At 44.8% G+C, this 26,894-nt stretch carries 16 protein-coding genes; 5 read left to right on the forward strand and 11 right to left on the reverse strand.

All coding sequences use genetic code 11. The annotated features are described in order from the left end of the window. Positions 1-4 precede the first annotated feature (4 nt). The 5 genes from ACVBDU_RS10130 to namA all read left to right on the forward strand — a co-directional run bounded on the left by ACVBDU_RS10130 (position 5) and on the right by namA (position 8,396). Positions 5-1,537: a RagB/SusD family nutrient uptake outer membrane protein gene (locus ACVBDU_RS10130; protein ID WP_447179629.1), complete on the forward strand. Its 1,533-nt coding sequence runs from the start codon at positions 5-7 to the stop codon at positions 1,535-1,537. Positions 1,538-1,680: 143 nt separating this feature from the next. Further along, a complete protein-coding gene (locus ACVBDU_RS10135) occupies positions 1,681-4,101 on the forward strand; it encodes a glycoside hydrolase family 31 protein (RefSeq protein WP_447179630.1) in 2,421 nt (806 codons plus the stop codon). Positions 4,102-4,111: 10 nt separating this feature from the next. Then, positions 4,112-4,426: an L-rhamnose mutarotase gene (gene rhaM / locus ACVBDU_RS10140; RefSeq protein ID WP_447179631.1), complete on the forward strand. Its 315-nt coding sequence runs from the start codon at positions 4,112-4,114 to the stop codon at positions 4,424-4,426. A gap of 690 nt (positions 4,427-5,116) precedes the next feature. Further along, on the forward strand, positions 5,117-7,243 hold the full coding sequence (locus ACVBDU_RS10145; protein WP_447179632.1) for a M3 family metallopeptidase: 2,127 nt from the start codon (positions 5,117-5,119) through the stop codon (positions 7,241-7,243). A gap of 88 nt (positions 7,244-7,331) precedes the next feature. Then, positions 7,332-8,396 carry an NADPH dehydrogenase NamA gene (namA, locus tag ACVBDU_RS10150; protein ID WP_447179633.1) on the forward strand — a complete coding sequence of 355 codons (1,065 nt, stop codon included), beginning with the start codon at positions 7,332-7,334 and terminating at the stop codon, positions 8,394-8,396. Between the two features lie 53 nt (positions 8,397-8,449). Here the strand turns inward: namA and ACVBDU_RS10155 are convergent, their stop codons facing one another. The 11 genes from ACVBDU_RS10155 to ACVBDU_RS10205 form a co-directional block, all read right to left on the reverse strand. Further along, positions 8,450-9,298 carry an SDR family NAD(P)-dependent oxidoreductase gene (locus tag ACVBDU_RS10155; RefSeq protein ID WP_447179634.1) on the reverse strand — a complete coding sequence of 283 codons (849 nt, stop codon included), beginning with the start codon at positions 9,296-9,298 and terminating at the stop codon, positions 8,450-8,452. An 86-nt stretch (positions 9,299-9,384) separates the two neighbouring features. Further along, positions 9,385-10,284, reverse strand: coding sequence for a helix-turn-helix domain-containing protein (locus ACVBDU_RS10160; protein WP_447179635.1), 900 nt, complete (start codon positions 10,282-10,284; stop codon positions 9,385-9,387). 118 nt (positions 10,285-10,402) lie between these two features. Continuing rightward, positions 10,403-11,371, reverse strand: a complete 969-nt coding sequence (locus ACVBDU_RS10165; protein WP_447179636.1) for a bifunctional helix-turn-helix transcriptional regulator/GNAT family N-acetyltransferase — start codon at positions 11,369-11,371, stop codon at positions 10,403-10,405. Positions 11,372-11,525: 154 nt separating this feature from the next. Then, positions 11,526-12,173: an HAD family hydrolase gene (locus ACVBDU_RS10170; RefSeq protein ID WP_447179637.1), complete on the reverse strand. Its 648-nt coding sequence runs from the start codon at positions 12,171-12,173 to the stop codon at positions 11,526-11,528. A gap of 632 nt (positions 12,174-12,805) precedes the next feature. Beyond that, complete coding sequence (locus ACVBDU_RS10175; protein WP_447179638.1) at positions 12,806-13,570, reverse strand: LytR/AlgR family response regulator transcription factor; 765 nt, start codon at positions 13,568-13,570, stop codon at positions 12,806-12,808. 217 nt (positions 13,571-13,787) lie between these two features. Continuing rightward, the gene (locus ACVBDU_RS10180; RefSeq protein ID WP_447179639.1) at positions 13,788-15,107 is read right to left on the reverse strand and encodes a RagB/SusD family nutrient uptake outer membrane protein; all 1,320 of its coding nucleotides are present in this window, start codon (positions 15,105-15,107) and stop codon (positions 13,788-13,790) included. A gap of 10 nt (positions 15,108-15,117) precedes the next feature. Further along, a complete protein-coding gene (locus tag ACVBDU_RS10185) occupies positions 15,118-18,459 on the reverse strand; it encodes a SusC/RagA family TonB-linked outer membrane protein (protein WP_447179640.1) in 3,342 nt (1,113 codons plus the stop codon). Between the two features lie 21 nt (positions 18,460-18,480). Next, a complete protein-coding gene (locus ACVBDU_RS10190) occupies positions 18,481-20,976 on the reverse strand; it encodes a zinc-dependent metalloprotease (protein WP_447179786.1) in 2,496 nt (831 codons plus the stop codon). Positions 20,977-21,139: 163 nt separating this feature from the next. Further along, positions 21,140-22,702, reverse strand: coding sequence for a sensor histidine kinase (locus tag ACVBDU_RS10195; protein ID WP_447179641.1), 1,563 nt, complete (start codon positions 22,700-22,702; stop codon positions 21,140-21,142). Between the two features lie 211 nt (positions 22,703-22,913). Next, positions 22,914-23,942: a phytase gene (locus ACVBDU_RS10200; protein ID WP_447179642.1), complete on the reverse strand. Its 1,029-nt coding sequence runs from the start codon at positions 23,940-23,942 to the stop codon at positions 22,914-22,916. Positions 23,943-23,977: 35 nt separating this feature from the next. Continuing rightward, complete coding sequence (locus tag ACVBDU_RS10205) at positions 23,978-26,824, reverse strand: TonB-dependent receptor (protein WP_447179643.1); 2,847 nt, start codon at positions 26,822-26,824, stop codon at positions 23,978-23,980. Positions 26,825-26,894 lie beyond the last annotated feature (70 nt).

Raw genomic sequence — 26,894 nt, forward strand, 5'->3', positions numbered from 1 at the left:
TGACATGAAACGATATACATTTATTGCAATCCCGTTCTTTGTTCTCGCCCTTTTCACTTCCTGTGAAAAGGACCTGGACCAGGTACCTCTGTCTTCGGGGACCACAGAGAACTTCTACGCTACCGAAAATGATTTTCTTCAGGCGCGAAACGCTACCTATTCGATGGCCTTCCACGGATCCAATGCTTATGGTTATGCCAACAGGATACTAAATCTTAGCGAAACACGGTCGGACAACCTTTATGCCACGACCATAGCTTCCCGTACCTGGGAAGGTATTAACAACTTTTTTACTTCCATAACTTCCAATTCTTATGTTCAGGAAGCCTACACTACCAATTACAACGCTATTTACAAGGCTAACCAATTACTGGAAAAACTGGATGAAAACGGTACGGTAATAACGGACGAAGCAGAAAGGAACATCATGCGTGCAGAAGCCAGGTTTCTGCGGGCCTTCTGTTATTTTGATCTCGTTCGCTGGTTCGGTAAAGTCCCGCTGCTGGATCGGACGCTGACCCCCCAGGAAGTTGCCCAGATAGAGAGATCACCAGTAAGTGACATCTATGATCTTATACTTTCCGATCTGGAATTTGCAGCGGAAAACCTGCCCCCTGCCTATGATGATTCTAACTACGGCAGGGTGACACGCTTCGGCGCCAAGGGTATTCTGGCACTGGCACATATGACGCGTTCCAGCCCGGATTACGGTATAGAAGGCCCCGGAATGGGCCTCGACGAATGGGCCCAGGCCTACCAACAACTAAGCGATATCAAAGACAGCGGACTCTATGCCTTCGGATCTTCCTACGACAGTATTTTTAAAGTAGAAGGAAGTGTCAACAAGGAAAACGTACTGGTTATTCCCTACGGAAGCAATACCGGTAATGGTGTAGGCGGAAACTTCCCCGTCGAAGTTACCAGCGATCAGTACTTCGCATCATTCGGACTGTCAGACCAGGGCGCCCTGGAACGAAGACCCATATCCAGCGAGTTTCGGCAAAAATTCGATCCGGATGACGAACGGGCACAATTTGGTATTGTCGATACTTTTTCCGTAAATTCCGGAAAGCATGAAGGGTTTTACAACGAACCCATATTTATCAAATATGCCGATGTTTCCCGTTACGGGGACGGCCGTACGGACTGGGGCATCGATTTTATAGTTCTCCGATACACCGATGTGCTGTTCCTCATGGCCGAATGTACCCTGCAAGGTGGTGGTGGTGGCTCCCAGGCGGATGTAGACAATATCGTAAACGACGTAAGGGAAAGAGCCGGTCTTGACAGGGATGCCTCCGGTGTGTCTCTTCAGGAGCTTTTCGAGGAGCGAAGAAAAGAATTCTTTTCCGAAGGCTCCCGCTGGTTCGATCTCTTCCGCTCGGGTAATGCCGTGGATATAATGAACGACTGGAAGGTCCAGGTAGATAATTCCGATAACATCAATACCATCGATGAAAATTCGCTGTTATATCCCATTCCGTTACAGGAATTATTATCTGTTCCGGGACTGTACGAGCAAAATCCAGGGTATTAAAATTACCTTTGTTAAGAACGGTCGCAAAGAGAGGGTACAGGATATGGACCTTTGTCATAAACAATATATGCTCTTCGCGGCCGCCTTTTATTCGAAACCGAAATTATTTAAGTTATAACCCCAGAAAATACACAACAACTACAATGAACAAAGCAATAACGTTTTCCTTCTTTTTTCTCTTTTGTACTGTAATACAAACCTTTTGTTTCGCTCAGACCGGCATAGGGAAGGTGCGCTCCGTGAGACAGGAAGACAATAAAATATTTTTCTCCGGAGCAAATGCCGACGTACAACTGGAATTTTGCAGAGAAGGCATTGTAAGAATTCGAACCAGTTGGAACGGAGAGTTCGAAGAAAACGAACCCTGGATGGTATCGACATACGACTGGCCCGGGATAAAAATAGAAACCGCGGATCAAAATGATGAATATGTGATAAAGACAGCGCTTCTTACCTTACATGTACAAAAAAATCCTTTTCAACTCGACATTTATGATAAAGAAGGGAATATACTGTCTTCTGAAAATATGCCTTCGGGCGGAGGTTTTGCCGAAGGAAAATCCGTGGGCTCTGCCAAAAAGCTTTTTCCCGGAGAAAGCTTTTTCGGTTTTGGCGAACGTATGGATTTCCTCGATCGAAGAGGTAAAAAAGTAAGGCTTAACGTAGGTAGAGGATTAGGAAAACCACATATTATCGGGGCATATAATGTCCTGGAGGCCAATTATTCGCCGGTGCCCTTTTTTATGAGTACCCGGGGATACGGAATTTTCTTCCACAATGCCTGGCCGACAACATGGGATATGGGGTCCGGGTCTGATGAGATGTACAGTTTTCAGGCAGAAGGCGGGGAACTGGATTATTATTTTATGTACGGACCGGACTTTCCTTCCATACTGGACAGCTATACTTCCATTACAGGAAAATCTCCTTTACTGCCTTATTTCGGACTGGGATTACAGGTAGGCACCTACAGCGGCGGGACCTGGGGACATGAAGAAAAGACATCCGACCAATACCCCGTAGAACTGGTAAAAAAATTCCGCGATATGGGAATTCCCATTGATGTACTTCACCTGGACTCTACCTGGAGAATTTTCGGAAAAAACGGCGGTAGCGGTGCTACCACTTTCGAATGGCGGGAAACCTTTAAAAATCCCGAAGCCATGTTCGATAGCCTGTATGCCCAAAACCTGCATATGGTAGGGCTGCACGTAAGGCCACGGTTCGACAACGGGAACGAACTGGACCTTCTGGACCAGGCCCGGAAAAAAGGGTATACTTATCCTGAAAACGGCACGCCCGGGGAGTTTGTAAATTTCTTCGACGAGAAATCAGTAGACTGGTGGTGGGAGAACGGAGCCATGCGGGTTGCCGGTATCGGGGCCATGTTTTTTAAAACCGACGAAGGAAGCGCTTTTGGCCATAAAGCTAACGAAAGTAATAAAACAGGGCCGCAGGGAGAAAGCATTAAAATGCTTCACAATATATTTCCCATTGCTTATGCCAAAGCACCTTACGAAAAATTTGCAGAACAGAACAACATGCGGGGTATGAACCATACCCGCGAGGGTTACGCGGGGATACAACGCTATCCTTTTATCTTCGCCGGCGACTGGCCAAGCGAATGGCAATACTTTGAACCCGTTATAAAAGCCGGCCTTAACATCGGGCTTTCCGGTGTGGGATACTGGGCACATTGTTCGGGAGGCTTTGAGCATCAGGCAGACCCGGAGCTCTATATCCGATGGACCCAGTTCGGTCTGCTCAGCCCGGTAGCTCACCTGTTCGGCATGGATCATCCTACCTATAAAGAACCCTGGAGTTATGGTGAAGAGGCGCTGGAAATCTTCCGCAAATACACGAAGCTCCGCTACAGTCTGCTCCCCTACCTGTACAGCTATTCTTATGAGATGTACACCAAGGGCACTCCGCTTATGCGCGCATTGGTCCTTCACTACCAGGACGATCCCAATGTATATAATATCACTGACCAGTACCTGTTGGGCCGGGACCTGATGATATGCCCTGTGACCACCAAAGGAGCCCAGACTCGTGTTGTTTACCTGCCCGAAGGCAACTGGACCAACTATTGGACAGGAGAAACCCACGATGGGAAACAATACCTGAACGTAGTATGCCCGCTGGACCAGATGCCTATATTTGTTAGGGAAGGGGCTATTATTCCTTCTCAAAAACCGGTAAATTATGTCGGTGAGGAAACCATAGATACCATAAAGCTGGATATCTATCCGGGTGAAAAATCCTCATTTGATCTGTATGACGATGACGGTATAAGTACCGACTATCAAAAGGGGAACTATGCCATTACACATATTTCCGCCGAAAAAAACCCGGAAGGATTTGCTATAGACATCAAAACACCGGAAGGAAAATACAAGGTTGCCGACCGGTCCTATCAAATAAAAGTGCATACGGACAAAAAACCGGTCTCTGTTGCAATAAACGAAAAAAAGGCTGCCGTAGAGTATAGTGAAAAGGAAAAAACGCTTACCATATCACCCGAAGCAAAGAGTAACAAGGATATTCGGATCATCATTAAATAGCAGGCAACCCATGAAAACCATAGCTTTTAAAATGTACCTGAAAAAAGGTCAACAACACGAATACAGGAAAAGACACGATGAAATATGGCCGGAATTGCAGTCTCTGCTTACGGATTCCGGTATACGGGAATACCACATTTTTCTCGATGAAGAGAACGATATTTTATTTGCGTTGATGAAAGTTGCGGATAACCATACCGTGGATTCCCTCCCCGATCATCCTGTAATGCAGAAGTGGTGGGAATTCATGGCAGATATTATGAAAACCAATGAAGATAACGCCCCGGTTACCAAAGACCTGAAGCTGATGTTCGCAATGCCATAGGGAACACGTCGTCCAGTATGATGGCAAAGGGAATGTTTACCAGGGCAAACGCATCATAAAATTATAAATAGTTCAAGGTTGCAGGTTACAAGTTGCAGGTTGTACCAATTGGGCATGCCGAAGGGCAATCTTCATCAATAACAACAAATCACTATAAATCACCAACGCCCCTCGTCTCCTCGTCTCCTTGTCTCCTTGTCACTTTGTCTCCCCGTCTTTCATCCCCCTCATCTGTCTCCCCTTATATGATGCGTTTGCCCTGGAATGTTTACGGCTCAACCCTGCGCTATTATTTTATGCGTATTTTTGTTCGTGGAAATCCCCGGTACCTTACTGGAAAAGGGTTTCGGGTTAAGAAATGCCCTATCGTTCCGAAAAGGTATATACTACAGCATGTCCAACAACACTACCCTTCAACAGCATTTAAACGTTTTAATTCGCTTTTTGTCGAAATAATTGTTTCCGGGAAAATGTTTGCTTTACATTTGATTCACCATAGCATAAGTAGGTTAAGTTCATGGTAAGATTTGGGGCAAAAAGGTGGAGTTTCACTCCACCTTTTTTTATGCGCTACCACTTCGAAAAATTCCATTTTCAAAAACAGCTCCGGTTTATCATCATTCTTAATATCCCATGCAAACATTTATTGTGGAAACTTTTCTAAATTTGGGTTCACATAAACATCACGCGATGAAAACCAAGCATATTACGCTTTTGTCTGTTCTTTTACTTGCGCTCTTTAGCTGTAAGGAGAAAAATGAGGCAACAGTATCAAAAAAAATTACCGCTGAAAATATGAAGAACAATCCGCTTGTACAGGAAAGCAGCCTGCCATATGTCGCTCCTGATTTTTCAAAGATTAAAAATGAAGATTTTAAACCGGCCCTGGAATATGCCTTACAGGTAGAAACGGAAGCCATCCGGAAAATTGCCGATAATGAGGAGGCTCCGACTTTTGAGAATACCCTGGTGGCCATGGAGAGAGCACACCAATTGCTCGATCGCGTCAGCAACGTATTTCATTCGCTGACCGGTGCGCATACCAACGATGTCCTGAAAAAACTGGATGCCGAAATGTCCCCGAAATTTGCCGAACACAGGGATAATATATTATTGAACACTAAGCTTTTTCAACGTATAAAAACCTTATACGACCAGCGTAATAGCCTGGAGTTAAAAGAAGAAGACATCAAATTAATAGAAGTAAGATATCAGAAATTCATAAAAGCAGGGGCAAATCTGTCCGATGCCGATAAAACAAAACTAAAGGAAATCAATACAAAACTGGCCTCCCTCGAAAACAAATTCAGCCAGACTCTCCAGGAAGCCAACAATAAAGCAGCATTAATCCTTAAAGATTCTACCAAACTGGCCGGACTATCGGCTGGTGAAGTCAGTTCACTGAAAGTGGAAGGGAAAGAAGAATGGAAAATCCCCATTCTCAATACTACCCAGCAACCACTCACCCAGGCGCTCACCGACCGGGAAACCCGTGAGGAACTCTTTAATAAAAGCTGGAACCGGACCGATAGCGGCACGTATTCTACTCTTGAAATTATCCGGAAAATCGTAGCCCTACGCATTCGGAAAGCCAAACTTCTGGGCTTCTCCGATTACGCATCGTGGAACCTGCAGGATACCATGGTAAAAAATACACAAACGGTTGAGGATTTCTTTGCAAAACTGGTCCCTCCCACTGTGATTAAAGCGAATGAGGAAGCGGGAGAAATCCAAAAAATGATCGATTCGGAAGGAAAGTCGTTTTCATTACAGCCCTGGGACTGGAACTTTTATTCGGAAAAAGTACGTAAAGCGAAATACGACCTGGATGAAAACCAGATAAAACCTTATTTCGAATTAAAAACGGTTTTGGAAAACGGCGTATTTTTTGCCGCTACCAGGCTATACGGTATTACTTTTAAACAAAGGACTGACATTCCAGTATATCACCCGGATGTCCTGGTTTATGAACTATTTGAAGAAGACGGTTCGCCTCTTGGACTGTTTTACGGGGATTTCTTTGCCCGTGAAAGCAAAAGAGGTGGCGCCTGGATGAGTAATTTTGTAAGCCAATCGCATTTACTGAACAAAAAACCGGTAATTTATAATGTATGTAACTTCACCAAGCCTGCTGCCGGAGAACCCGCTCTTTTAACTTATGATGAAGTTACTACCGTATTTCACGAATTCGGACATGCTTTGCACGGCTTTTTTGCCAACCAGCAATATCCTTCGATTTCGGGAACATCCGTTGCCAGGGATTTTGTGGAGTATCCTTCGCAGGCCAATGAACACTGGGCCCTGTTCCCCGAGGTGCTGAAAAATTATGCCGTACACTATAAGACAGGAGAGCAGATTCCGGAAAACCTGATCGAGAAGATCAAAAAGGCATCTACGTTTAACCAGGGATTTGCGTTCGGGGAAGTACTCGCAGCAGCCGATATGGACTTTAATTTCCATACACTCAAAGAAACGGAAGACAACCTGGATGTGAACGCCTTTGAGAAAAATTCCCTGGAAAAAGATAACCTGTGGATGCAAAATGTCCCTCCAAGGTACCGCGCAACTTATTTTAACCATGTATTCGGCGGGGGTTATGCAGCGAGTTATTACGCTTATTTATGGACGGAAATGCTGGCGCTGGATACCGGAAAATGGTTTGATGAAAACGGCGGGTTAACCCGTGAAAACGGACAACGTTACCGCGACATGATCCTTTCCAGGGGGAATACGCTGGAATATAAAAACGCCTATAAGTCCTTCCGCGGTAAAGATCCGGGGGTAGATGCTATTCTCGAAGAACGGGGACTGAATTAAAAAATATTACAGGACGTAACGGGATTGACCCCGATCCCGTTACCCCTCCGATATCTCATCATCAGTTATTCAACAAATCCTTTCCGTTATGGCAAACCTGTTTAAACCTGTCAGCATCAAAAGTATCCGTTTAAAAAACCGCATTATCGTTTCTCCGATGTGCCAGTATTCGGCAGAAAACGGTTTTGCTAACGACTGGCACCTGGTACATCTGGGTAGCAGGGCGGTAGGCGGGGCTTCCCTGATCATTGCAGAAGCGACAGCTGTTTCGCCGGAGGGGCGGATATCTCCCCATGATCTGGGCATATGGAAAGACGAACATATAGAAAAACTCCGGCAGATCACCTCTTTTATCAAAGCACAGGAAGTGGTCCCGGGAATCCAGTTATCCCATGCAGGCAGAAAAGCCAGTACAGCGGAACCCTGGAACGGCAGGGGTGAAATAACACCCGAAAAAGGCGGCTGGCAAACGTTTGCCCCTTCTGCCATAGCCTATTCCGACACCTATCCGATGCCGCTGGCTCTTGATGAAGATAGTATACGGAAAATCGTTACAGATTTTGTAAAAGCGGCGGAAAGGGTTTACCGTGCCGGATTTGAGGTCCTGGAAATCCACGCTGCCCATGGCTATTTATTACATCAATTTCTTTCTCCACTGAGCAACCAAAGGACTGATGCTTACGGCGGAAGCTTTGAGAACCGCATACGCCTGCTTCTCGAAATAGTGGAGGAAATAAAAACCGTATGGCCAGATACCCTCCCAATATTTGTAAGGATCTCGGCGACGGATTGGGCCGAAGGAGGATGGAGCCCGGAAGAATCTGTTAAACTCGTAAATATTCTGAAAGACAAAGGCGTTGATCTTATCGATGTATCTACAGGAGGTCTGGTCCCGCATCAAAAAATCCCGGTCGGGCCCGGTTACCAGTTACCCTTTGCATCGAAAATAAAAAAAGAAACCGGAATGCTGACTTCCACAGTGGGTATGATCACCGATGCCGCACAAGCCGAAACCATACTCACCAATGGGGATGCCGACCTGGTGATGATGGCCAGGGAATTGCTTCGGGACCCTTATTTTCCCACGCGTGCCGCCCGTGAACTGGACACGGACGTTTCCTTGCCCGTACAATACGAAAGGGCCTGGTCTTAACCCCCGGCCCTTTACTGTAAGAGACTGTCTAAATGATTTTCGTTCCGATTGCTTTACACTTCCACAATCTCCGTTGAAGTACCCAGCTCTTCATAGGCTTTCATAGTGTCCTGTATAAGGGAAATTTTTTCTTTGGCAAGTGCATACGCGTCTTTCCCCAGGAATAAATGGACCGGTGGTTTCGGAAGTTTACTGACTTCTATAAAAATCCCGGCAGCTCTTTCCGGATCGTTTGGCTGATTGCCGTCTATGTCCCGAAGATGTGCCTGCTCTGCGGTTCTCACACCTGTATACTCCGCAATCGGTAAAGCCGCAGTTTTAATGGACCCTCCGGAAAGGAAATCCGTACGGAAATATCCGGGATATACTATCGTAGCGTTAACCCCGAACTCTTTAACTTCTTCTGCCAATGCCTCCGTAAATCCGGCCACGGCAAACTTTGTGGAGCAATAGATCCCGAATCCGGGGAATCCTCCGGTATAACCGCCTACGGAAGCAATATTAAATATATGCCCGGACCTCTGTTTGCGCAAATACGGCATCGCATTTCGGATAACGTTAAGGGATCCGAAAACATTAACATCAAAATTATTGCGCATTTCCGCATCCGAAAGTTCTTCCAGAGAACCAATAAGACCGAAGCCGGCATTGTTGACTACTACGTCCAGTTTACCGAAATGTGCAACACATTTTGCAATGGTCTCTTTAACATCGGTATTGTTTGTTACATCCATTTCCAGGGGAAGAAATTCCTCTGATACCCGGCCGATTTCATCTTCTAATGCAGCGACGGTACGTGAAGTGGCAGCAACGCGATAGCCTTCGTCTAAAAGTTTTTTTACCAGGGAAAGTCCCAGTCCTTTGGAAGCCCCGGTAACCAACCATACATTGTTCGTATCCATAATCTTATGTTTTTTTGATTTATGGAACAAAGGTAGATTGTCCTATAAGCGCCGGTTAACAGCAAACAAACAATAACTTACTAAATTCAAACATTACGGAATTTCGTAGGACTGAGTTGGGTATGTTTTTTGAAAAAGTTGTTGAAATGGGTAACCTCGGTAAAGCCCAGGGCATAAGCTATCTCCGAAACATTCCATGGACTGTGTTTCAGTAAAATCTTCGATTCCTGCAAAATCCGCTCCGAAATAATCTGTGTAGTGGTTTTGCGCATGGTCGCTTTTAAAGCCCGGTTCAGGTGGTTGACGTGTACGGAAAGCTGGCCGGCGAAATCGGAAGCCGATCGTGCACTCAGGCGCTGGCGGATATCTTCCACAGGGAACTGTCTCTCCAGTAATTCGAGGAACAACAGGGAAATTCTACGGGAAGCGTTTATTTCACGTTGATCCATACCGGCAACAGGCTGTAACCTCATGGCCGAATGCACTATTTCAAAAACCAGGTTGCGAAGGACGTCATATTTATGAATATAGTCCGATCTCAGTTCCCCGAACATTCGTTCGAATACCCGGCTTATCTGTTCGGTCTGTTCGTCGGTAAGTTCAAAAACAGGTGTGCCTCCTGGTTGAAAAACAGCATATTCCTTCAGGTTTCCGAAACGGTGAAAAAAGGCTTCGGTAAAAATGCAAAAAAAACCGCCGTGTATATTGTCTATCCCTTCCCAGTTATACGGCACTTGTGGATTGGCGAATAACAAAGCCTGCTTTTTAATTTCAATCGTCTTATCGGCGTAATGCACTATACTATTGCCCTTTATCAGGCTTATCTTAAAATAATCCCTTCTGCTGTAAGGCACCGGTTTTGCTCCTTCACCCACAAAAGGTTCCAGGCCGAATACATTGAAATGCCCGATCTCCTTACGCAGATTATCGGGTAACCATTGCAGTTTGCACTGGTAAAAATCTTCTATGGATTCCGCGTTACTCATGGCACAAAGTTACGAATTTCAAACAAAACTAATCAAACTGACAAACTGTTCAGAATTCGTTTTCAAAGTACTTTAAAATAGTGTGCTTTATTTGAATCCGGGCTCCGGATACATTTTTTTATACGCTTTCGGGAATCTCCAGGTCCATGGCCATCTGAATGTTACAACGTTTATAAGGGGTGAAATGCCCGGCTACCTTCCGGAATCCGAGTTTTCGGTACAGCCCTATGGCTGGCTTAAGGATGGTATTGCTTTCCAGGTATATATTTTTTCCACCGAGTTGTTCCGCCGCCTGTACAACGGCCTGTCCCAGCAGAAAACCGATATTTTTCCCCCGGACCTTTGAAGATACTGCCATTTTTGCCAGTTCATAATCATAGAAGGGATCATCCATTTTAATCAGTGCACATACGCCTACGGGTTCGTCATCGTATAATGCGACAAAGATTTTCCCGCCTTTGTCCAGTATATACCCCTGCGGACCATCCAGCGCCTTGTAATCTGCTTCTTCCATTTCAAAATATGTGGAGATCCACGCTTCATTGAGCGCTCTGAAGGCAGATTGATATTCCGGTTTATATTCCACGATCCGCACTTTTTTGCTTTCCCGGATCTTCCTCTGTTCTTCCACTCTTTGGAGAAGGGGTTTCCGGTCCAGCAAATATTCCCATTCTTCTATGGCTTCCCAGAGATTATGTCTTGCAGCAGCTATCATTGCCTCTACCGCGGCATCCACATCGGTATACTGCTCTTTTATTTTAGCGGTAATTTTCTGTCCTTCCGGCGTAAGCGCTACTACATTTCGCCTTTTGTCCCCGGTATCCAGGTTTTCCCGTACCAGCCCGGCAGCAGTCATTTCCCGGACGATCTTGCTTACCGAGGGTTGCGAATGTCCGATCGCCCCGGCTATTTCGGTGATCGTTTTTTCTCCTTCTTCGGAAAGCACAAAGAAGACCGGAAACCATTTGGGCACCAGCCCTATCTGATATAGTTCATAGATTTTAGCGGCATCGTCGGTCACTTTTGCCGTTAATAACCTCAAACGGCTACCCAGTGCCATTTTTCCTGTTTTAGCGAATAAATTCATATGTATAACTAATTACATAATTGGTTATGCAAATATATGCATTAATCGTTTATACATCATTTTTATACTTATAAATTTCAAGAATAATACTTTTTCCTTATCATATCACCCATAAAAAAGTCAAAGAATTACTTTTGTCCCTTTCCTTCTTTGGTCATATTTTCGATTGCAGCCAGTCGATAAAATCCCCTACATTATAGAAAAGTTCTTCGGGTTTCAGGAGTTTAAGTTTTTCCGGCTCTGCGGTCTCTGCCCAGGCTGCCGCAACTATTGGCACACCCACTGCCCGGCATGATTCTATGTCGCTCGGTGCGTCGCCAACGTATATCACTTCACTTTTATCCAGGTCACCGAAGAAATCCATGCAAGCGCGGATACCTTCCACCTTTCTCGGTCCGCCGGGATGCCCGGTCTCTATTTTTTCAAAATAAGAGGTAATGCCGAACTTATCCATAGAGATATCCGCACTGTTTTTGCCTTTACCGGTGACCATCGCCAACCTTACCTCATTATCCTTCAAAGTTTCCAGCAGCTCGACAATGCCGTCAAAAGGCCGGGGACACATATGGTGAAGCTCTTCGTAGTATCTCAAATAAGCTGACACGCCTTCATCGTAATAATCCGGGGCCAGGGCCATAATAGTGCCTTCTTCGGAGGGGCCGAAGGTAGCAACGATCTCTTCGTCGGAAACCGTCTTGCCTGTAAGGGGTTCAATGGATTTCCGGAATGCGGCGATACACATGGGTAATGTATTTGCTATAGTTCCGTCCAGATCAAAAATAACTCCTTTGATATTTTGCATAACTCATATTTTTAAAACTACCCGAAAAAGGTCATGGAATTCAACACAAAACCTAGTTTAGAATTCAAATCTACGGTATATCTACCTTTTTATTCCGGCAAACCGTATTACAGCATCTTTTCAACCCTACTTCTCCGGTGCATAATTCTATAATATCATATCCTTAATCGGATTTGAGCTCTTCCTCCGAAAACAGTGACTCCATCCCCACAGCCCCTCCTACCTGGGATTTTTCATCCGGTATTCCAGATGTTCTTTTCCGAAGGCTTCAAAAATGACAATATCTCCCGCATCAAATCTTTTAAGCTGTTCTTTCAGGTATTCATTGGGCCTGACCCCGAAGGCATACGAATCATCGGCATACCGGTCTTCCCTTTTTTTACCAGGGATCCTGCATAATATAAGAAAACTGTCTAAATTTTATCCTTCGGTTCCTTTATATGTCTTTTTCCGCTATACCTGCCCGGAATACACTATAATTCCGATAATTATCAGGCCCAAAAACAAATTTCAGACAGTTTCTAAGAGTATTTAAAAACTCATTAACTATAAAATCCCGCGGGATAAGCAACGACTAATTTAAATATAAGCGAGCATAATCTTTCCCTAAAAATTCTTAAAATAAACGCTCTTTATTTTCCCATCCACTCCATGAAATGTCTCACCTCGTTTTTGCTTACAAATACAGGTTCACCTTTTGGTACATCCCGTTTAAGCACAAGTTCAAGCCGTTGACTGCGATGTTTTATCACTTTGGCTATGGCCTGTACATGTATTATGTAATTTCGGTTTATCCGGAAGAAGATTTCCGGGTCGAGTTTATGTATAAGTTCTTTTACCGTACTGTTGTACAGGTAACTATTTCCGTTATTCACGTAGATAAAAAGGTGCTTACCCGTTGCATAGAAAAAAATGATGTCTTTATCTTCCACAGGCACGAGACGATACCCGTGACTCACCAGAAAACGTCTCAGGAAATCCTCTTTATCCTTTCTGAGGTGGTTTTTCAAAGCTTCCACTTTTTGCGCTTCACTGTATTTTTCCTTTATGGAATTGTATTTGTTCAGCGCCCGATAAAGATCTTCTGTATCAAAAGGTTTCAGGAGATAATCTACGGTAAAATGCTTAAAAGCCTGCAAAGCATAGGCATCATAGGCTGTAGTAAATATGACGGGAACCGATATACGGACAACATCCAGTATTGCCATACTGTTACCATCGCCCAGGTGAATATCCAGAAAAACAAGGTCAGGCGTATGTCCCCGGAAGTAGGCCACGGCTTCTTTGACTGTGCTCATCCGGGTTATGGAATGTACCTCCAGTATATCCTGGTTTAGCAGACGCTTTTTCAGGTCTTGGGCTGCCAGGTCCTCATCTTCTACAATTACAACATGCATAGCTTTGCAATTATAGTCCAAAATTACTACGAAAGCACCAAAAAGCTTATAAAATTCCCCAAAATCCGGTTAAAACCATACGTTTATACTAATCTCCCGGAAGATTTAATTCATCTATCTGCTCTAAACAGTCCCGGACAAAGAGCTTATTCCATAAAAAAGCCCGGAGATGCAATGCAGCCCGGGCCTTTCGGAAAAACTAATTCAAACATTCTGTTTACAATTCGGGGTTATTCAGTTTGGCCTCCTGCGGATATAGCAGTGTATACCGGGGATCGTTAGCCTGTAAGGTATATACTTCACCGTTAAAGGTGTGTTGAATTTCTTTTTGGTTCGCCCTGCGGAGATCAAACCAGCGGTGTCCTTCGAGAGCCAGTTCCCTGGCACGTTCTTCCATTAATGCCGTTGCATAATCGGTATTATTCATGGCTTCAATTGAACTTTCCAGAGTTGGTATATACGCTGTTCTGTATCGGTTACGAAGCAATGAAAACAATACGGATTTCGACTCTTCAGTACGTTCCAGTTTCATTAAAGATTCTGCCTGTATCAGGTAAAGTTCTGCTGTTCGTATGGAACATTTGAATTGTTGTGCTCCGCCCTTGTTAGACTTATAACGGGATCCGTCCTGTACAAAATACAGGGCAAAACGCAGGTCGTTATCTTCATCATAGCGGTCGGTAAGCATGTCCGAAACATAAGCGGCATTATTCACGTCAGATTCATAGACATCTTCCAGGGCCAGGACAGATTCCGGTGAATCGTAACGGTTCGGAAGTTGTTCGTCCGCATTCAGGTTTACCAGGATATTGTTATAAGACAAGGCTTTCTCTACAGCTTGCAAGGCTTTCTCCCATTGGTTCCGGTAGAGATACACCCTTGCTTCCAGGGCATGTATGGCCCCTACGGAAAAGCGGTAATTCATCCCGGTTTCCTGTGTTTCCAGGACCAATAATTCTTTTGCTTTTGCAATATCCTCAAGTACCTGCTCGTAGACCCGTGCTACGGAAACGGGGGTAAACACCTGCTCCAGATCTATTTCGAGGGCCAGGGGCACCGCTTTGTCTGTATCCGCTGTGGCTTCGTTATATGGCTTACCATAAAGGTTGACGAGGTCAAAGTATGCGTAAGCCCTAAGTGCATAGGCCTCCCCTATCAACTGGTTTTTATCTGCCGAGTCCACGATTGTTTTCCGGCCTTCGGTTACGATGTAATTAGTATAAAAAATAGTGTTGTAAAACTGGCTCCAGGGATATGCCGCGGTCTGCGGATCAGGGTTAACGTCTGCCCAGGTATAAACATCCGTGTAATACGGGGCATCAATACTGAACTCGTCCAATACCAGCTCATCCGCACGAAACGTAAGACGTGATTTATGTGCTGGGAAACCGTTGTAGGCCATCGTTATCAGCCCCCTGTTTTCTTCGAGTGTTTCAGGGATTACTTTTCCTTGAGGTTCAATATCCAGATAGCTATCGCAGGCCGTAAAATGAAGACCGGCAGCTAAGGCTATAAAAAGGTATGTATATTTTTTCATGTGTCGGGATTTAGAATGAAGCATTGAGTCCGAGTGCTATGGATTTCGGAATAGGCTGTGCGTAAATATTACCATAGGTTTCCGGATCGAAATATCCTTCGTAATCGGAACTGATAACAAAAAGGTTTCTGCCTTCCACGTTAAACCTGATATTATCTATTTTCAGTTTTGAGGTTACCGATTTGGGCAAGCTGTATCCCAAACGGATACTGGAAATCCTCAGGTAGCTCATTTCATCGACAAAAGTATCGAGATAAGACATGGTCGCTATCGGATTGAGATCTGCAAACCATTTGTAAGCCATCCAGGAATCGCCCGTACCGGAAGTTTCGCCGACTATGGCAGGCAGGTTCGAACCCGTATTGTCCGGAGACCAGGCATTCAGGATATCGGTACTGTAATTTCGCCCCCTGTCAACCTGGGTCGAATTGTACGGAAGCCTCTTAACTACCGTTTGTTTCAGGTTAAAACTGGCCGCAACGGTAAAATCGAAATTCTTGTAAGAGAAGTTGTTTATAATCCCCCCGCTGTATTTCGGATCACTATCGCCTACATAGGTAAACAGGTCCCTGAAACCTTCATTGCTTAGGTTGGACTGGGTTAAATATCCCGGAAAAAAGTCCGCCCACGGGTCTACGAGGTCAAAGAATTCCACAGCGCTTACTTTCTGATCTCCTTTCCAGAACATCGGGTACCCGTTCTCATCCATCCCTGCGGTTTTCAATGCAAAAACGGCATTAACCGGCAATCCTTCCCGAGAAGGCAGGAAACTGTTCTCACGGATCTGGATCTTATCCACATTACTTTTGTTATGAGATATGTTGAAATTTGTTGTCCAGGTAAAATTCTTTGAAGCAATATTCCTGGTGGTCAGGGACAATTCAAAACCTTTATTGGTAACCTGTGCCCAGTTGAGATTAGTAAATTCAAACCCGTTTTCGAGCGGGACGGACTTCATCCCGATAAGATCGGAACTCTTTCTTTTGTAGATATCAAATGCCAGACTGATCCGGTTATTAAAAAGTCCTATATCGGTCCCTATATTATAGTTTTGCGTTTTTTCCCAACGCAGTTTATCATTGGGCGGAGAGGTTACGACAACGGTTTGCTCGTTATTTCCAGGCAGTATGGATGCGTTGTTATATTCACCGATCACATAGGGAGAGGTGTCTTTATCTATATTTCCCTGCAAACCGTAAGACGCCCTTAGCCTCCAATTGGATAGTACCTCACTGTCTTTAAGAAATTCTTCCTCACTCACCAGCCATGATGCAGATGTAGACCACAACGGCAGGTATTTGTATTTGGGGTCTACTCCGAAAAGATTAGAGCCGTCATAACGAACACTACCGAACACCGTATATTTCCGATCGTACGTATAGGAAGCCGTAGCGTAGAACGACGCATAGGCATTTTCTATTTTACTTCTATCATACGCTCTGAACCTGCTTTCGCTGGCATCGCTCTCATCGGGAAACATGATAGGACGTGTTGTCAATGTTTTGGGGTCGTAACCAAACCCTTTCGTGGCTACGATCTTAGACTCCGATCTTCGAAGTTCCGATCCTATCATGGCATCTATTTCGTGTTTTTCACCGATACGGGTATTGTATTCCAGTAAGGATTTCCAGTTGTACTGGAAGAAGCTGTCCTCCCAGTTCTGAATAATACCGCCCTCGGGGAGAAAGTAGTAATAATCTCCTTGTGAGGAATCGTAACGGCGTGTTCTTTCCCGCATTTTACGCGTAAAATAAGAATCGGCAGCCGCATATTTTTCTGTGCTGTTTTTATCGAGCTGTAGCCCCAGTTGTGTGGACAACTTCAGGTCGCTTGTTATTTCATAAGCGGCATCGAAGATGGCTTTCAGCGCATTGTTTTTAAGTTCGTAAGAAGTGTTTTCCCGTTCTTCCAGAAAATTAAAAGGAACATTTCGTCCTTCGAAACCTTCGATATCCATGTCGTAACGGTACGATCCGTCTTCGTTATACGGGCTCAGATACGGGTTGGCATTGCGGGAATAGTTAGCCGGATTGGTAAATGCGTCGGTATCGGTGACATAAGATTCTTTTTTGGACTGTGATGCAAACAGAGAAACCCCAATCTTGAACTTGTCGGATACCTGATAGTTGTTTTTCAGGGTAATGTTGTACCGTTCGAAACCGGTACCTATGGTCGTGCCTTCTTCATCGTAATATCCGAGAGAGAAATAGTAGTCCGATCTTTCACTCCCTCCCGAGACACTCAGGCTGTATTGTTTATTGGCTGCGGCTTGGTAGAGCAGGTCTCCCCAGTCGGTCTGGTTTCTTCTGAGACTGTTCAGGGCTGCCTGTGTGGTGTTTGAGAGTGCACCAAAGCCGTTATCCCGGTAATTTCCAAGTTCTCCCGCCCCGTTAAGTATCCGCATCACCTCTCCTTTATCCGAACGAAAATCAAGATCGGTCCGTTGGGCGAGTGCGAGTTCGAAATCAACTTTCCGGGAGACATTCATCAGATTCAGCTTACTGAAATCGGGTCGCATTGTGTAGAAGGTATTTGCAGAAAAACTGACATTCATTTTTCCTTTTTTCCCTTTTTTGGTGGTAACTACGATAACTCCGTTGGCAGCTCTTGCCCCGTATATTGCCGTAGCTGCGGCATCTTTAAGGATAGTAATCTCCTCAATATCGTCCGGGTTGATTCCTGCAATGGAATAATTGCGTAACTGGTCTATATTATCCTTATCACCAAAATCTGGTACGTCATTCCCTTCGAGCGGCAAACCGTCTACCACCCACAGCGGGTCCTGGGGTCCGGATAAAGAGGCCGTACCGCGTATCCGTATTTTTGCAGGTGCTCCCGGTGCCCCGGTCTGGGGGGTTACCACTACCCCGGCAGCCTGACCCTGCAATAACATGTCGACACTCGATACCCCGATCTGCCGGGCATCTTCCATGTCTACCATGGCAACGGATGACGTAAGCTTTCGCTTCTCCACTTTCTGATACCCCGTAACCACCACTTCGCCGAGTGAACTGGTTTCCGGAGTAAGGTGTGTGGTATAAGACTTTTTATCTGTGATATACAATGTACGGGCTTCATATCCCATAAAACTCACGGTGAGTTTCTCTATACTCACGGGGATCTCCAGGGTAAAATTCCCGTCAAAATCGGTTACGGTCCCGATACTGGTACTTTCAATAATACCGCTTATCCTGGTTTCATTTGCTATGGTCTGGGAATCTACGTATACCGATGCCCCGGGCAATGGCATATTGTCTTCCCCGGATAACACCTGGCCTTCGATGGTTCTGGTTTGTTGCGCAAAACCCAAAACGGGTAATAGCAGTAATAATAAATGTAAACTTTTCTTCATTGGATTAGGTTTCAAACGGTGTTAGTTGTTAATCGCTTCTTCTATACGGCCAATAAGATCGAGGTAATGCATCCGGGTAGTCCTGTCGCCCTTATTCTTCTTCTTTCGGAGCAATTGAAGCAGGGTGTATAGTTCTCCTTTTTTCACGGAGGTTACCTCGGAGACCCGCTTTATGGACGTATAATTTATATTCCTGGCCGCTGTCTCGCTGTTAACAACCTGGTTACAAAGGGTTGGAAGCTGCAAAGATGCGGGTATTTGCAGTGTTTTTTTTGATGTTTTTTCAAAAAGTTTGTTGAGATCGACAATAAGCACATCTACATAGTTTTTCTGCGCCATCCGTTCAAAAACCGTTAGGGGTTTTCCTTTCCCGGTCTTTCCGAAAACGTGTTTACGAATACTTTCAAACAGATCGTTAATGCTAAAAGTCTGTTGCTCCTCAGCGGAATATATTTCTGCTTCCAGTAACCTCAGCAACCTGTCATCTTTAAACAGGTTATAAAAAACATCGTATTGCAGTTCCCTGGCCATGGTATAGGGCGAATACTCATAAGGACCTAAAGGGGAATCTTTCAGCGGGAAGGTTTTGGTCAGCACTTCATCTGCAAACAACCATTCGGGTATGGTAAATACTTTTTCGTTCAGGTATCTTACAGCTGCCTCCTGTTTTGCATAAGGTACGGGAACATAAGATGCTTTATTGTCACCATGAACGGTATTGTTTAGGTACACGCCTCCAACATTGTTCAGCACATGGTTATTATAAAGCTGCCACTGACCGATAACTGCCATATATAATTTACCGGTGCGGTAATAGGTATCTCCTTCTTCATAAGTCCAGGAAACTACACTATCGAGTACTCTTTTCAGATTTTTAATACCGTAACCTCCGGCCTTTACGGCATCATTCCCCAAATCCTCGGACTGTGACCGGGGATCTATAACATTCTTATACGACTGCTGTTCCCCGTAAAAATAGAGGGGATCATCGCTATGCGCTTTCACCAGTTTTTTCAGTTTTCTTTCTTCCTTGTCTTTGTCCGGAAACCACGTATATCCCCACTGAATGGCATATTTATCATAAATGCCAATCCTGGGGGTTATGGCCGACACATTGTCTCCGGGTTGCGCTACATAATTGTACCGGGCATAATCCATAATGGAGGGGGCAGTACCTCCCATACTGTCGGTAAAGGTTCTGGAGCGCAGCGAATCCACTTCAAAAGCGTAAGAAGCTCCCATATTGTGCTTAAGCCCGAAAGTGTGGCCTACCTCGTGGGAGGACACAAAACGCACCGCTTCGCCCATATGTTTATCTCCAAAAACATTTTTCCTGGCCTTATCGTCAATAGCGCCTGTTTGTACCCGCATCCAGCTATGGAGTGAAGTCATCACATTATGCCACCAGATGATATCCGCTTCCAGTATTTCTCCACTCCTCGGGTCTACTACAGACGGCCCCATGGCATTGGATTTCGGAGACGCGGCGTAGGTGATCACAGAATACCGGACATCATCAATATCAAAATCCGTATCCTTTTCTCCCGGTTCTTTTGCTATTACAGCATTTTTAAAGCCTGCCTGTTCAAAAGCTTTCTGCCAATCCAAAACGCCTTGCTTAATGTAGTTTCGCCATTTTTTCGGAGTGGCCGGGTCTAGGTAAAATACGATAGGCTTTCGGGGCTCTACGAGTTCTCCTGTCAGGTAACGTTGTTCATCCTCCGGTTTGGGCTCCAGACGCCACCGGGTAATGAGTTCCCGCTCTTTCATGGCGTGTTGCTCATCATTGAAATACCATCGCTTTTTGGTAAAATAACCAATACGTTTGTCCAGAAACCTAGGTTGCATCGGTTCTTCCGGCAGCAATACAATATTACACGCCACACCTATGGTAATGGGCAGATCTGCACCTCCTTCGGATACAGAAGTCGTTAGGTCTGACTTTACCATGATATTACCGGGAAAGACCTTTATGGTCTCTATATACGACAAAGCTGATTTGGCAGATCCTCCCAGGCCGGTATTACTGAAAACATCATTAAAGCTCTTTTCCTTTCCGTCGAATACCTTATTGACTTTTACAACAATAGACGATGTTTTTTCGTTTTTTGACCTTATATCAAAGGCCTCTACGATGGAGGAAGAAAAATTATCGTGTACGGAACGGGTAATAGCATCATCTTCAGGCGATGTTACCATGGGAATGGAAGTACGTACCCATACTTTGCCCAGCAAGGTGTCTTTCTGAAAGGTAATCACCTTGTTTTCGAACTCCATGCCCTTGTTTAATCCGGCTTCGTTAAGTTGCAGTGGAACGCGGGAAATCTTATTAACAATGAGAAATTCCCTTCCGAACAGGGAATCAGGGATCTCAAAATAATAGTCATTTTTTACTTTTATAACATTAAAAAGGCCTTCTTTTAACGTTCCTTCTTTGAGTAATTCACTGTATTTTTTCAGGGAAGAGGTTTCGGTAGAATCCTTTTCTTCTTCTTTTTTCTCCTGGGCCACCACCATACTCAAAGAACATAAAAACAACAGAATCGCCGTAAATACGTGGTAAACTTTTATCATAGACAGATTAACTTTTGGTTAATTTTTTTTAAATGTCTATGACAGGCCTGTGTATACCAAATGAAATGGAGTGAGTGGGTAAAAAAACGGAGTGAACGGATATTTTTTATAACAGTGGCAATTCACAATAAAAAAATCCGTCCCGGACATAGGTCTTAAAACCGGATGCCTTATAAAAATCATAAATACCTTTCAGATATTTCAGCCCGAAACGACTCCCTGCCTGTTCCTGTTCCTTCACCTGGTAAGTGTTTTTCACAACAACTTTATCCAAAAGTACTTCTATGCGCAGGTCGAGTGGATATTCTTTGGTGGCTACATTATGTTTAAGAGCGTTTTCCACTAGGGTCTGTAAAGAAAGGTAAGGAATTTTTCGTTCGAGGGATCCCGGTTCTTTTACTTCGGTTTCAAAGCTGATCTTATCGCCAAACCTCGTCTGCTGCAAAAACAGGTATTCTTCTATAAATTTCAATTCCATTTTTACCTCCGTGATATCTTCGGAAGGGGCCTGAATAAGATAGCGGTACAATCTGGAAAGCTTAATCGTAAACCTTTTAGAGAGGGCTTTATCCTGATCGATCAGGGTATAAAGGGCGCTGAGGGAATTAAACAGAAAATGCGGGTTGATCTGGTTTTTCAACTGCTGTAATTGCAAAAGGGCACTTTCTTTCTGAAAAACCTCTTTTTCCAGGGCAAGTCTGGCCTTTTCCCGGCGCAACTGTTCCTGCCTTCTGTATTCAATACGTATGGCCCTGGTGAAATAATAGAACACAAAAAGCAGTAATGCGGTAGAAAGCAGATAAATGTAAAAACTGTATTTTTTTATACGGTTGATATCCTGCTCATTGATACTCTTGGGAAAATTAACCGAAACATAATATCTGTCTCCCGTAATATGCAGAGGCTGTACATAGTTGATGACTTCGAGTTTCAGGAATTCCGACTCTACCATATTTTCGTTGTGATCGGAGGATCTGAAAATGGTATCCCGGGATCTCAAAGGAGAAAAATCAAAAATGTTTTTCCCTATATACGCCGTATCCGGGTGCAACAGGCATATTCCTCCGGAATTAAAGGCATAAGCATAACTCTGGGAATATATGTCGATGTCCCAGAACAGTCGCTGTACGGCCTGTAAATCCAGATCATAACCATAAAAAACCGTACCGTAAGATGTATGGAAATGAATAGTATGACGCCATAGTGAACGCCCTTTTTCACTCGTAATCACTTCTGTAAAAACTTCCGGGCCCGGGAAACGAGCACGGGAAAGAACATACTCCCGAAGGCCCTCCATATCTTCCGCGCGACTTTGCGAATAAAACGTTTCCTTTCCATTACCCCTTGCCATGCCGTACCAGTTGCTTACCACGCTGCTGTCGGACAATTGTATATTGCTCAGTATTCCGAGATGTTGAAGAACGGTAACGGTATCCGATTGTTCCCTTACCAGCTTTCCGGCATCGAAAAGCGGTTTCTGAAGAAGCCGAAACTGGTTTTGCAGATTGTCATATTTTTTTCGGAAACTACGCCTGGCAATATCCGCACTCACATCTTCCACCTCATCGGAGATAAGCCTGTTAAGCATATAAGTGGCTATAATGGTAATAACCATCACCACAAAAAGTATGGCAATATAGCTTTTTCCGGACAGATGTAGTTTGACCATGCTCCTTCTCTTGCATTTGACGGGACAAAGATATGGGAAAATAGGTGGGGTTGTTTTTTTGATTTCGGTGGTCTTGCATTGAAACTTCCTTATTGAGGACCGAACCGGAATAAATTTCTTCAGCATAGTCCTCCCGAGGCAACACTAAGAAAAAAGCCCTCCGATTATCGAAGGGCTTTTATATGATGTAACGTACAGATATGTTTGCTTGTTATTTACCCAGTTTCAGGGAATCAACCGAATGGTAGAAAAAATCCCTGTCGTCATTCATGGAAACAAACAGGCCATTGGGAAACTTACTCCCCAGTGGTTCCAGGGTTATTTCACAGCCATCGGTACTCAAGGTACCAAGGTTCAGGGCTTTTACAAAGGTATTGTCGCTTCGCCGGAAAAAATTAAAGGCATGGGCTCCCTGGTCAGATACGATAATGTAACCTTCTCCATCAGGATAGGCAGCAATGGCAATTCCCTCATTGTCATCTGTAAAATACTCCCCGCCGAAAAGTGCCAGTTCTTCATTTCCCTTCGAAGGGTCGGCATAATATTTTCGTATCCCTTCCTGCTCATCACTATAATATATGTACCCGAGGGCATCATCTACAGCTATGGCTTCGATTTCTTTTTTCCCGCTGAACTTGCCGAATTTTCTAACCAGATCAGCCTGGACTCCGGTCGAATCCGAAACCAGCTCATACTGGTACAGGTAGTCTTCGGCAGGGCCGTTTTTTCTCCCTACAATAACATAAACCCTTCCGGTTTCCGGACTTCTGTATATGGAAATCCCCATAGGTTGTCTGAATTCCGGGTTACTGTCATCCGCATCCTCAAATACCTTAAACCCTCCGTTGTCCAGGGGTTTCATGTCCGGAACTGAAAAAACCCTGATCTGCCGGCGTCCGCGTTCGGTAAATGCCAGGATATCGGTATGAACAGAGTCATTGAGTTTAAAGTCGTATTCCACATCGGCATTGTTGGTGCGAATAAGCCCGGTGATACTCTTTTCCGGGATAAGTTTCCCATCCAGGTCAAAGGCATAAACGCCACTGTCCGGTTGCTCCTGGTCTCCTTTATCCGTACCGAAGACAATACTTTCTTCCGGGTTTTCCCTGTTTACCCAGATGGCGGGATCGTCCGTGTCATTGGGTGTTTTTTCGGTAATAACGGTGGGCTTTATCACGGGTAATTGTTCTTTGCAGGACAGTATCCCCAAGGCACAGATAAGGTATATCAATTTCTTCATGCTTATGTTCTTTATCATTATTGTGTGTTCTTTTATTAAAAAAGGTCGTATTTCACGCCAAATGTAAGTCTTCTTCCATAGTATTCCATCTGCATGGTCTGGTTCCTGCTCCCCTGGTAGAAGCGCAACGGCTGATTGGTAATGTTGTTCAGATCGGCAAATATCCTCAGGTTTTTATTGATGGCGAATGAGGTGTTAAAATCGAGGAAGAACTGCTGGTCGTAATAGCGGTCTTCGAAGGCTTCGCTACCAAGTTCGTTTAAATACGCATCGGAAAAATTGGCCGAGATCCTTGCCGAAAACTTATTGCCCGAATACGATAGTGATCCGTTAAACATATGAGGGGCAGCACCTGGCAGGTCCAGATCGCCGCGTTCGTCACCGTCTTCGTTGGTAATACCGTTGGCTTTGGCATTCACATAGGTGTAGTTGAGATAAATCCCGAGGTTTCTGGCAAATCCGGGCAGGAAGTCCAACCGTCTCTGGAAAGCCACTTCTGCGCCGGCAATACTGGCATTATCGCCGTTAAGCGGCTGGAACAAATCATAACCGGTAGCCGCATCTTCGGTAACAAACACATAAATAAAATCCTTCAGGCTTTTATAAAATACTCCTCCGGAGATAATCCCGACCGACCGGAAGTAATGCTCTGCCATAAAGTCGAAGTTCATGGAGGTAGTAGGGTTTAGTTCCGAATTTCCGATAAAAATCCTCTCGTCTTCTTCTACAACACGGCGATAAGGTACCAGATCGATGTAATTGGGTCGTGAAAGGGTATTGGTCCATGCCAGGCGCAAGACGGTGTTATCGGTAGGGTTGTATTTAAAATGCACCCCCGGTAAAATATTGGTGTAAGAGCTTTTGTCTTCTATTGTGTGACTACTTTCAAAATCGCCTTCGTCGTCAAAAATCACTTCGTTACCAATACTTTTTACAGAGGTATTTTCTACACGGACCCCGGCAAGGATGCTCAATTTATCGCTTAGTTTCTGGTTGGCCATAATATAACCGGCAATCACATTTTCCTTAATGTCGTAATTTTCAGCTAATATCTCTTCGTTCTCTTCGCGATCAAACTCATTTTCATTTGAAAAATCCAGAGAGCCTACATAAGCAGCGGAGGTGAAGAAGCCCGGTACATATTGTTTTCCGGCGAGGAAGTTATTATTATAGGTTATCACATCCGTATCTGCCATTGTTTCTATGCCCGATACGGGTATGTAAACGGCCTCATTGTTATTTCGCGTTTTGTTTTTAAACCGGCCACGGGCCCCTAATTTCAGGATACCGTTCCCGTTTCCGAAGAAATCCGCAGGTAATTCTGCATTGACAAAGGCATTTACATCTTCTTCTTCGGTAAAGGAATTGGTTTCTTCAAACTCATCGAATTCAAAGTCTTCGGGGGAAAGTGCCGTCAATACTTCGTGAAAAGGCTTGCGGGTATCCGTGCTATTGTTCGCCATATAAGCATCGGCCGACTCAAAGCTGTAAACGCGTTCCTGCGGTTTTTTTTCCCGCGCCCGCGCATAAGCCCCCATCCAGTCCATCTTCAGGCTCCCGAACAGGTGCTCACCGCCCAAAGTATAGTTTTGCATACGTTGTTCTTCCAAACGGCGGCCTTCTCCCCGTTTGCTGCCCACACCTCCTTTAAGCGATTTTTCGGCTTCCACCGGGAAACTGGTGAGGTTGCCGTTTTCTATGGTAAAATCACCGGGGGCAATGTCTTCACCATCTATAATCTCAGTGGCTGTAGCGTAACGGTTCTCCTTATCGTCGCGCCAGTTGTACATGCCTTTAAAATATATTGTATTATCGGGGTTAAAGGCATATTCCATATTGGCTGAAAAACTCCTTCGGATGCGCTGTACCAGGTATTTCCTTATTTCCACCTGGGAAGCATAGGGATTTACTTCTGCTTTTTCCAGATTATCCTCGTCGTCATGTGCATTGTATTCGAATTCGTTGCTCCATTCGGCTTCTACGTTGTCCGAGCCATAGTCGTTGTCGTTCACAGAGGCTGCGATCATCCATCCGAATTTTTTGTTTTTGCTCCGGTCGCCCACAAGAAAGGAGCCGCTTAAAATACGTTTATCGGTAATAAAGTTTATCCCGGAACCGACAGTGGCGGACAGCCTGAAGTCACTGGGTGCCGAACGGGTTATCAGGTTAACCGACCCTCCCAGGGCATCGGCGTCCATATCGGGGGTAACAGCTTTGTTGACTTCAATAGTCTGTATCATGTCCGAAGGGATCAGGTCCATCTGAACGTTGCGGTTATCGCCTTCGGCGGAGGGGATACGGCTACCGTTCAGGGTTACCGAGTTGAGTTGTGGAGCCAGACCGCGTACTACTATGTTCCTGGCCTCGCCCTGATCTACCTGCATGGTTATACCGGGGATGCGCTTCATGGCATCGCCGATATTGGCATCGGGAAATTTGCCTACCTGGTCGGCCGATACAATGTTGGTGATGTTTTGTTTGTTCTTTTGCGTATTCAGGGCCTTAACCTGGTTTCCGAAACCATACCCGGTAAGCACCACTTCATTGAGTTCGGTGTTTTGTGAGGTCAGTGATATTTCCAGGGTGACGGTTTTTCCGGCTGTGACATCCACTTCCCGGGTGAGTGTGGCATAGCCCAGGTAACGTACCGAAACGGTATGAATGCCCGGATTAACATTGACAAAAGTAAATTCCCCGTCAAAATTGGTTACCGTGCCTTTGTTCAGGTCTTCGATCAAAACCGTGGCGCCGGGTACATACAATCCGGCATCGTCGGTGATAACTCCCTGGATATTTCCCGTTTGTTGTACCTGTGCCTGTGACGGGAACATGGCAACAAGGAGTGTTACAAAAAATAGATTCAGGTAAATTTCCGGTTTCATTTCTTTAGGTTTATAATTCGATCCAAAAGTATGTTTACCAATAATTTGTAAGTGAAAATTAAAAGCAACA

Source organism: Sinomicrobium endophyticum (assembly GCF_052983315.1).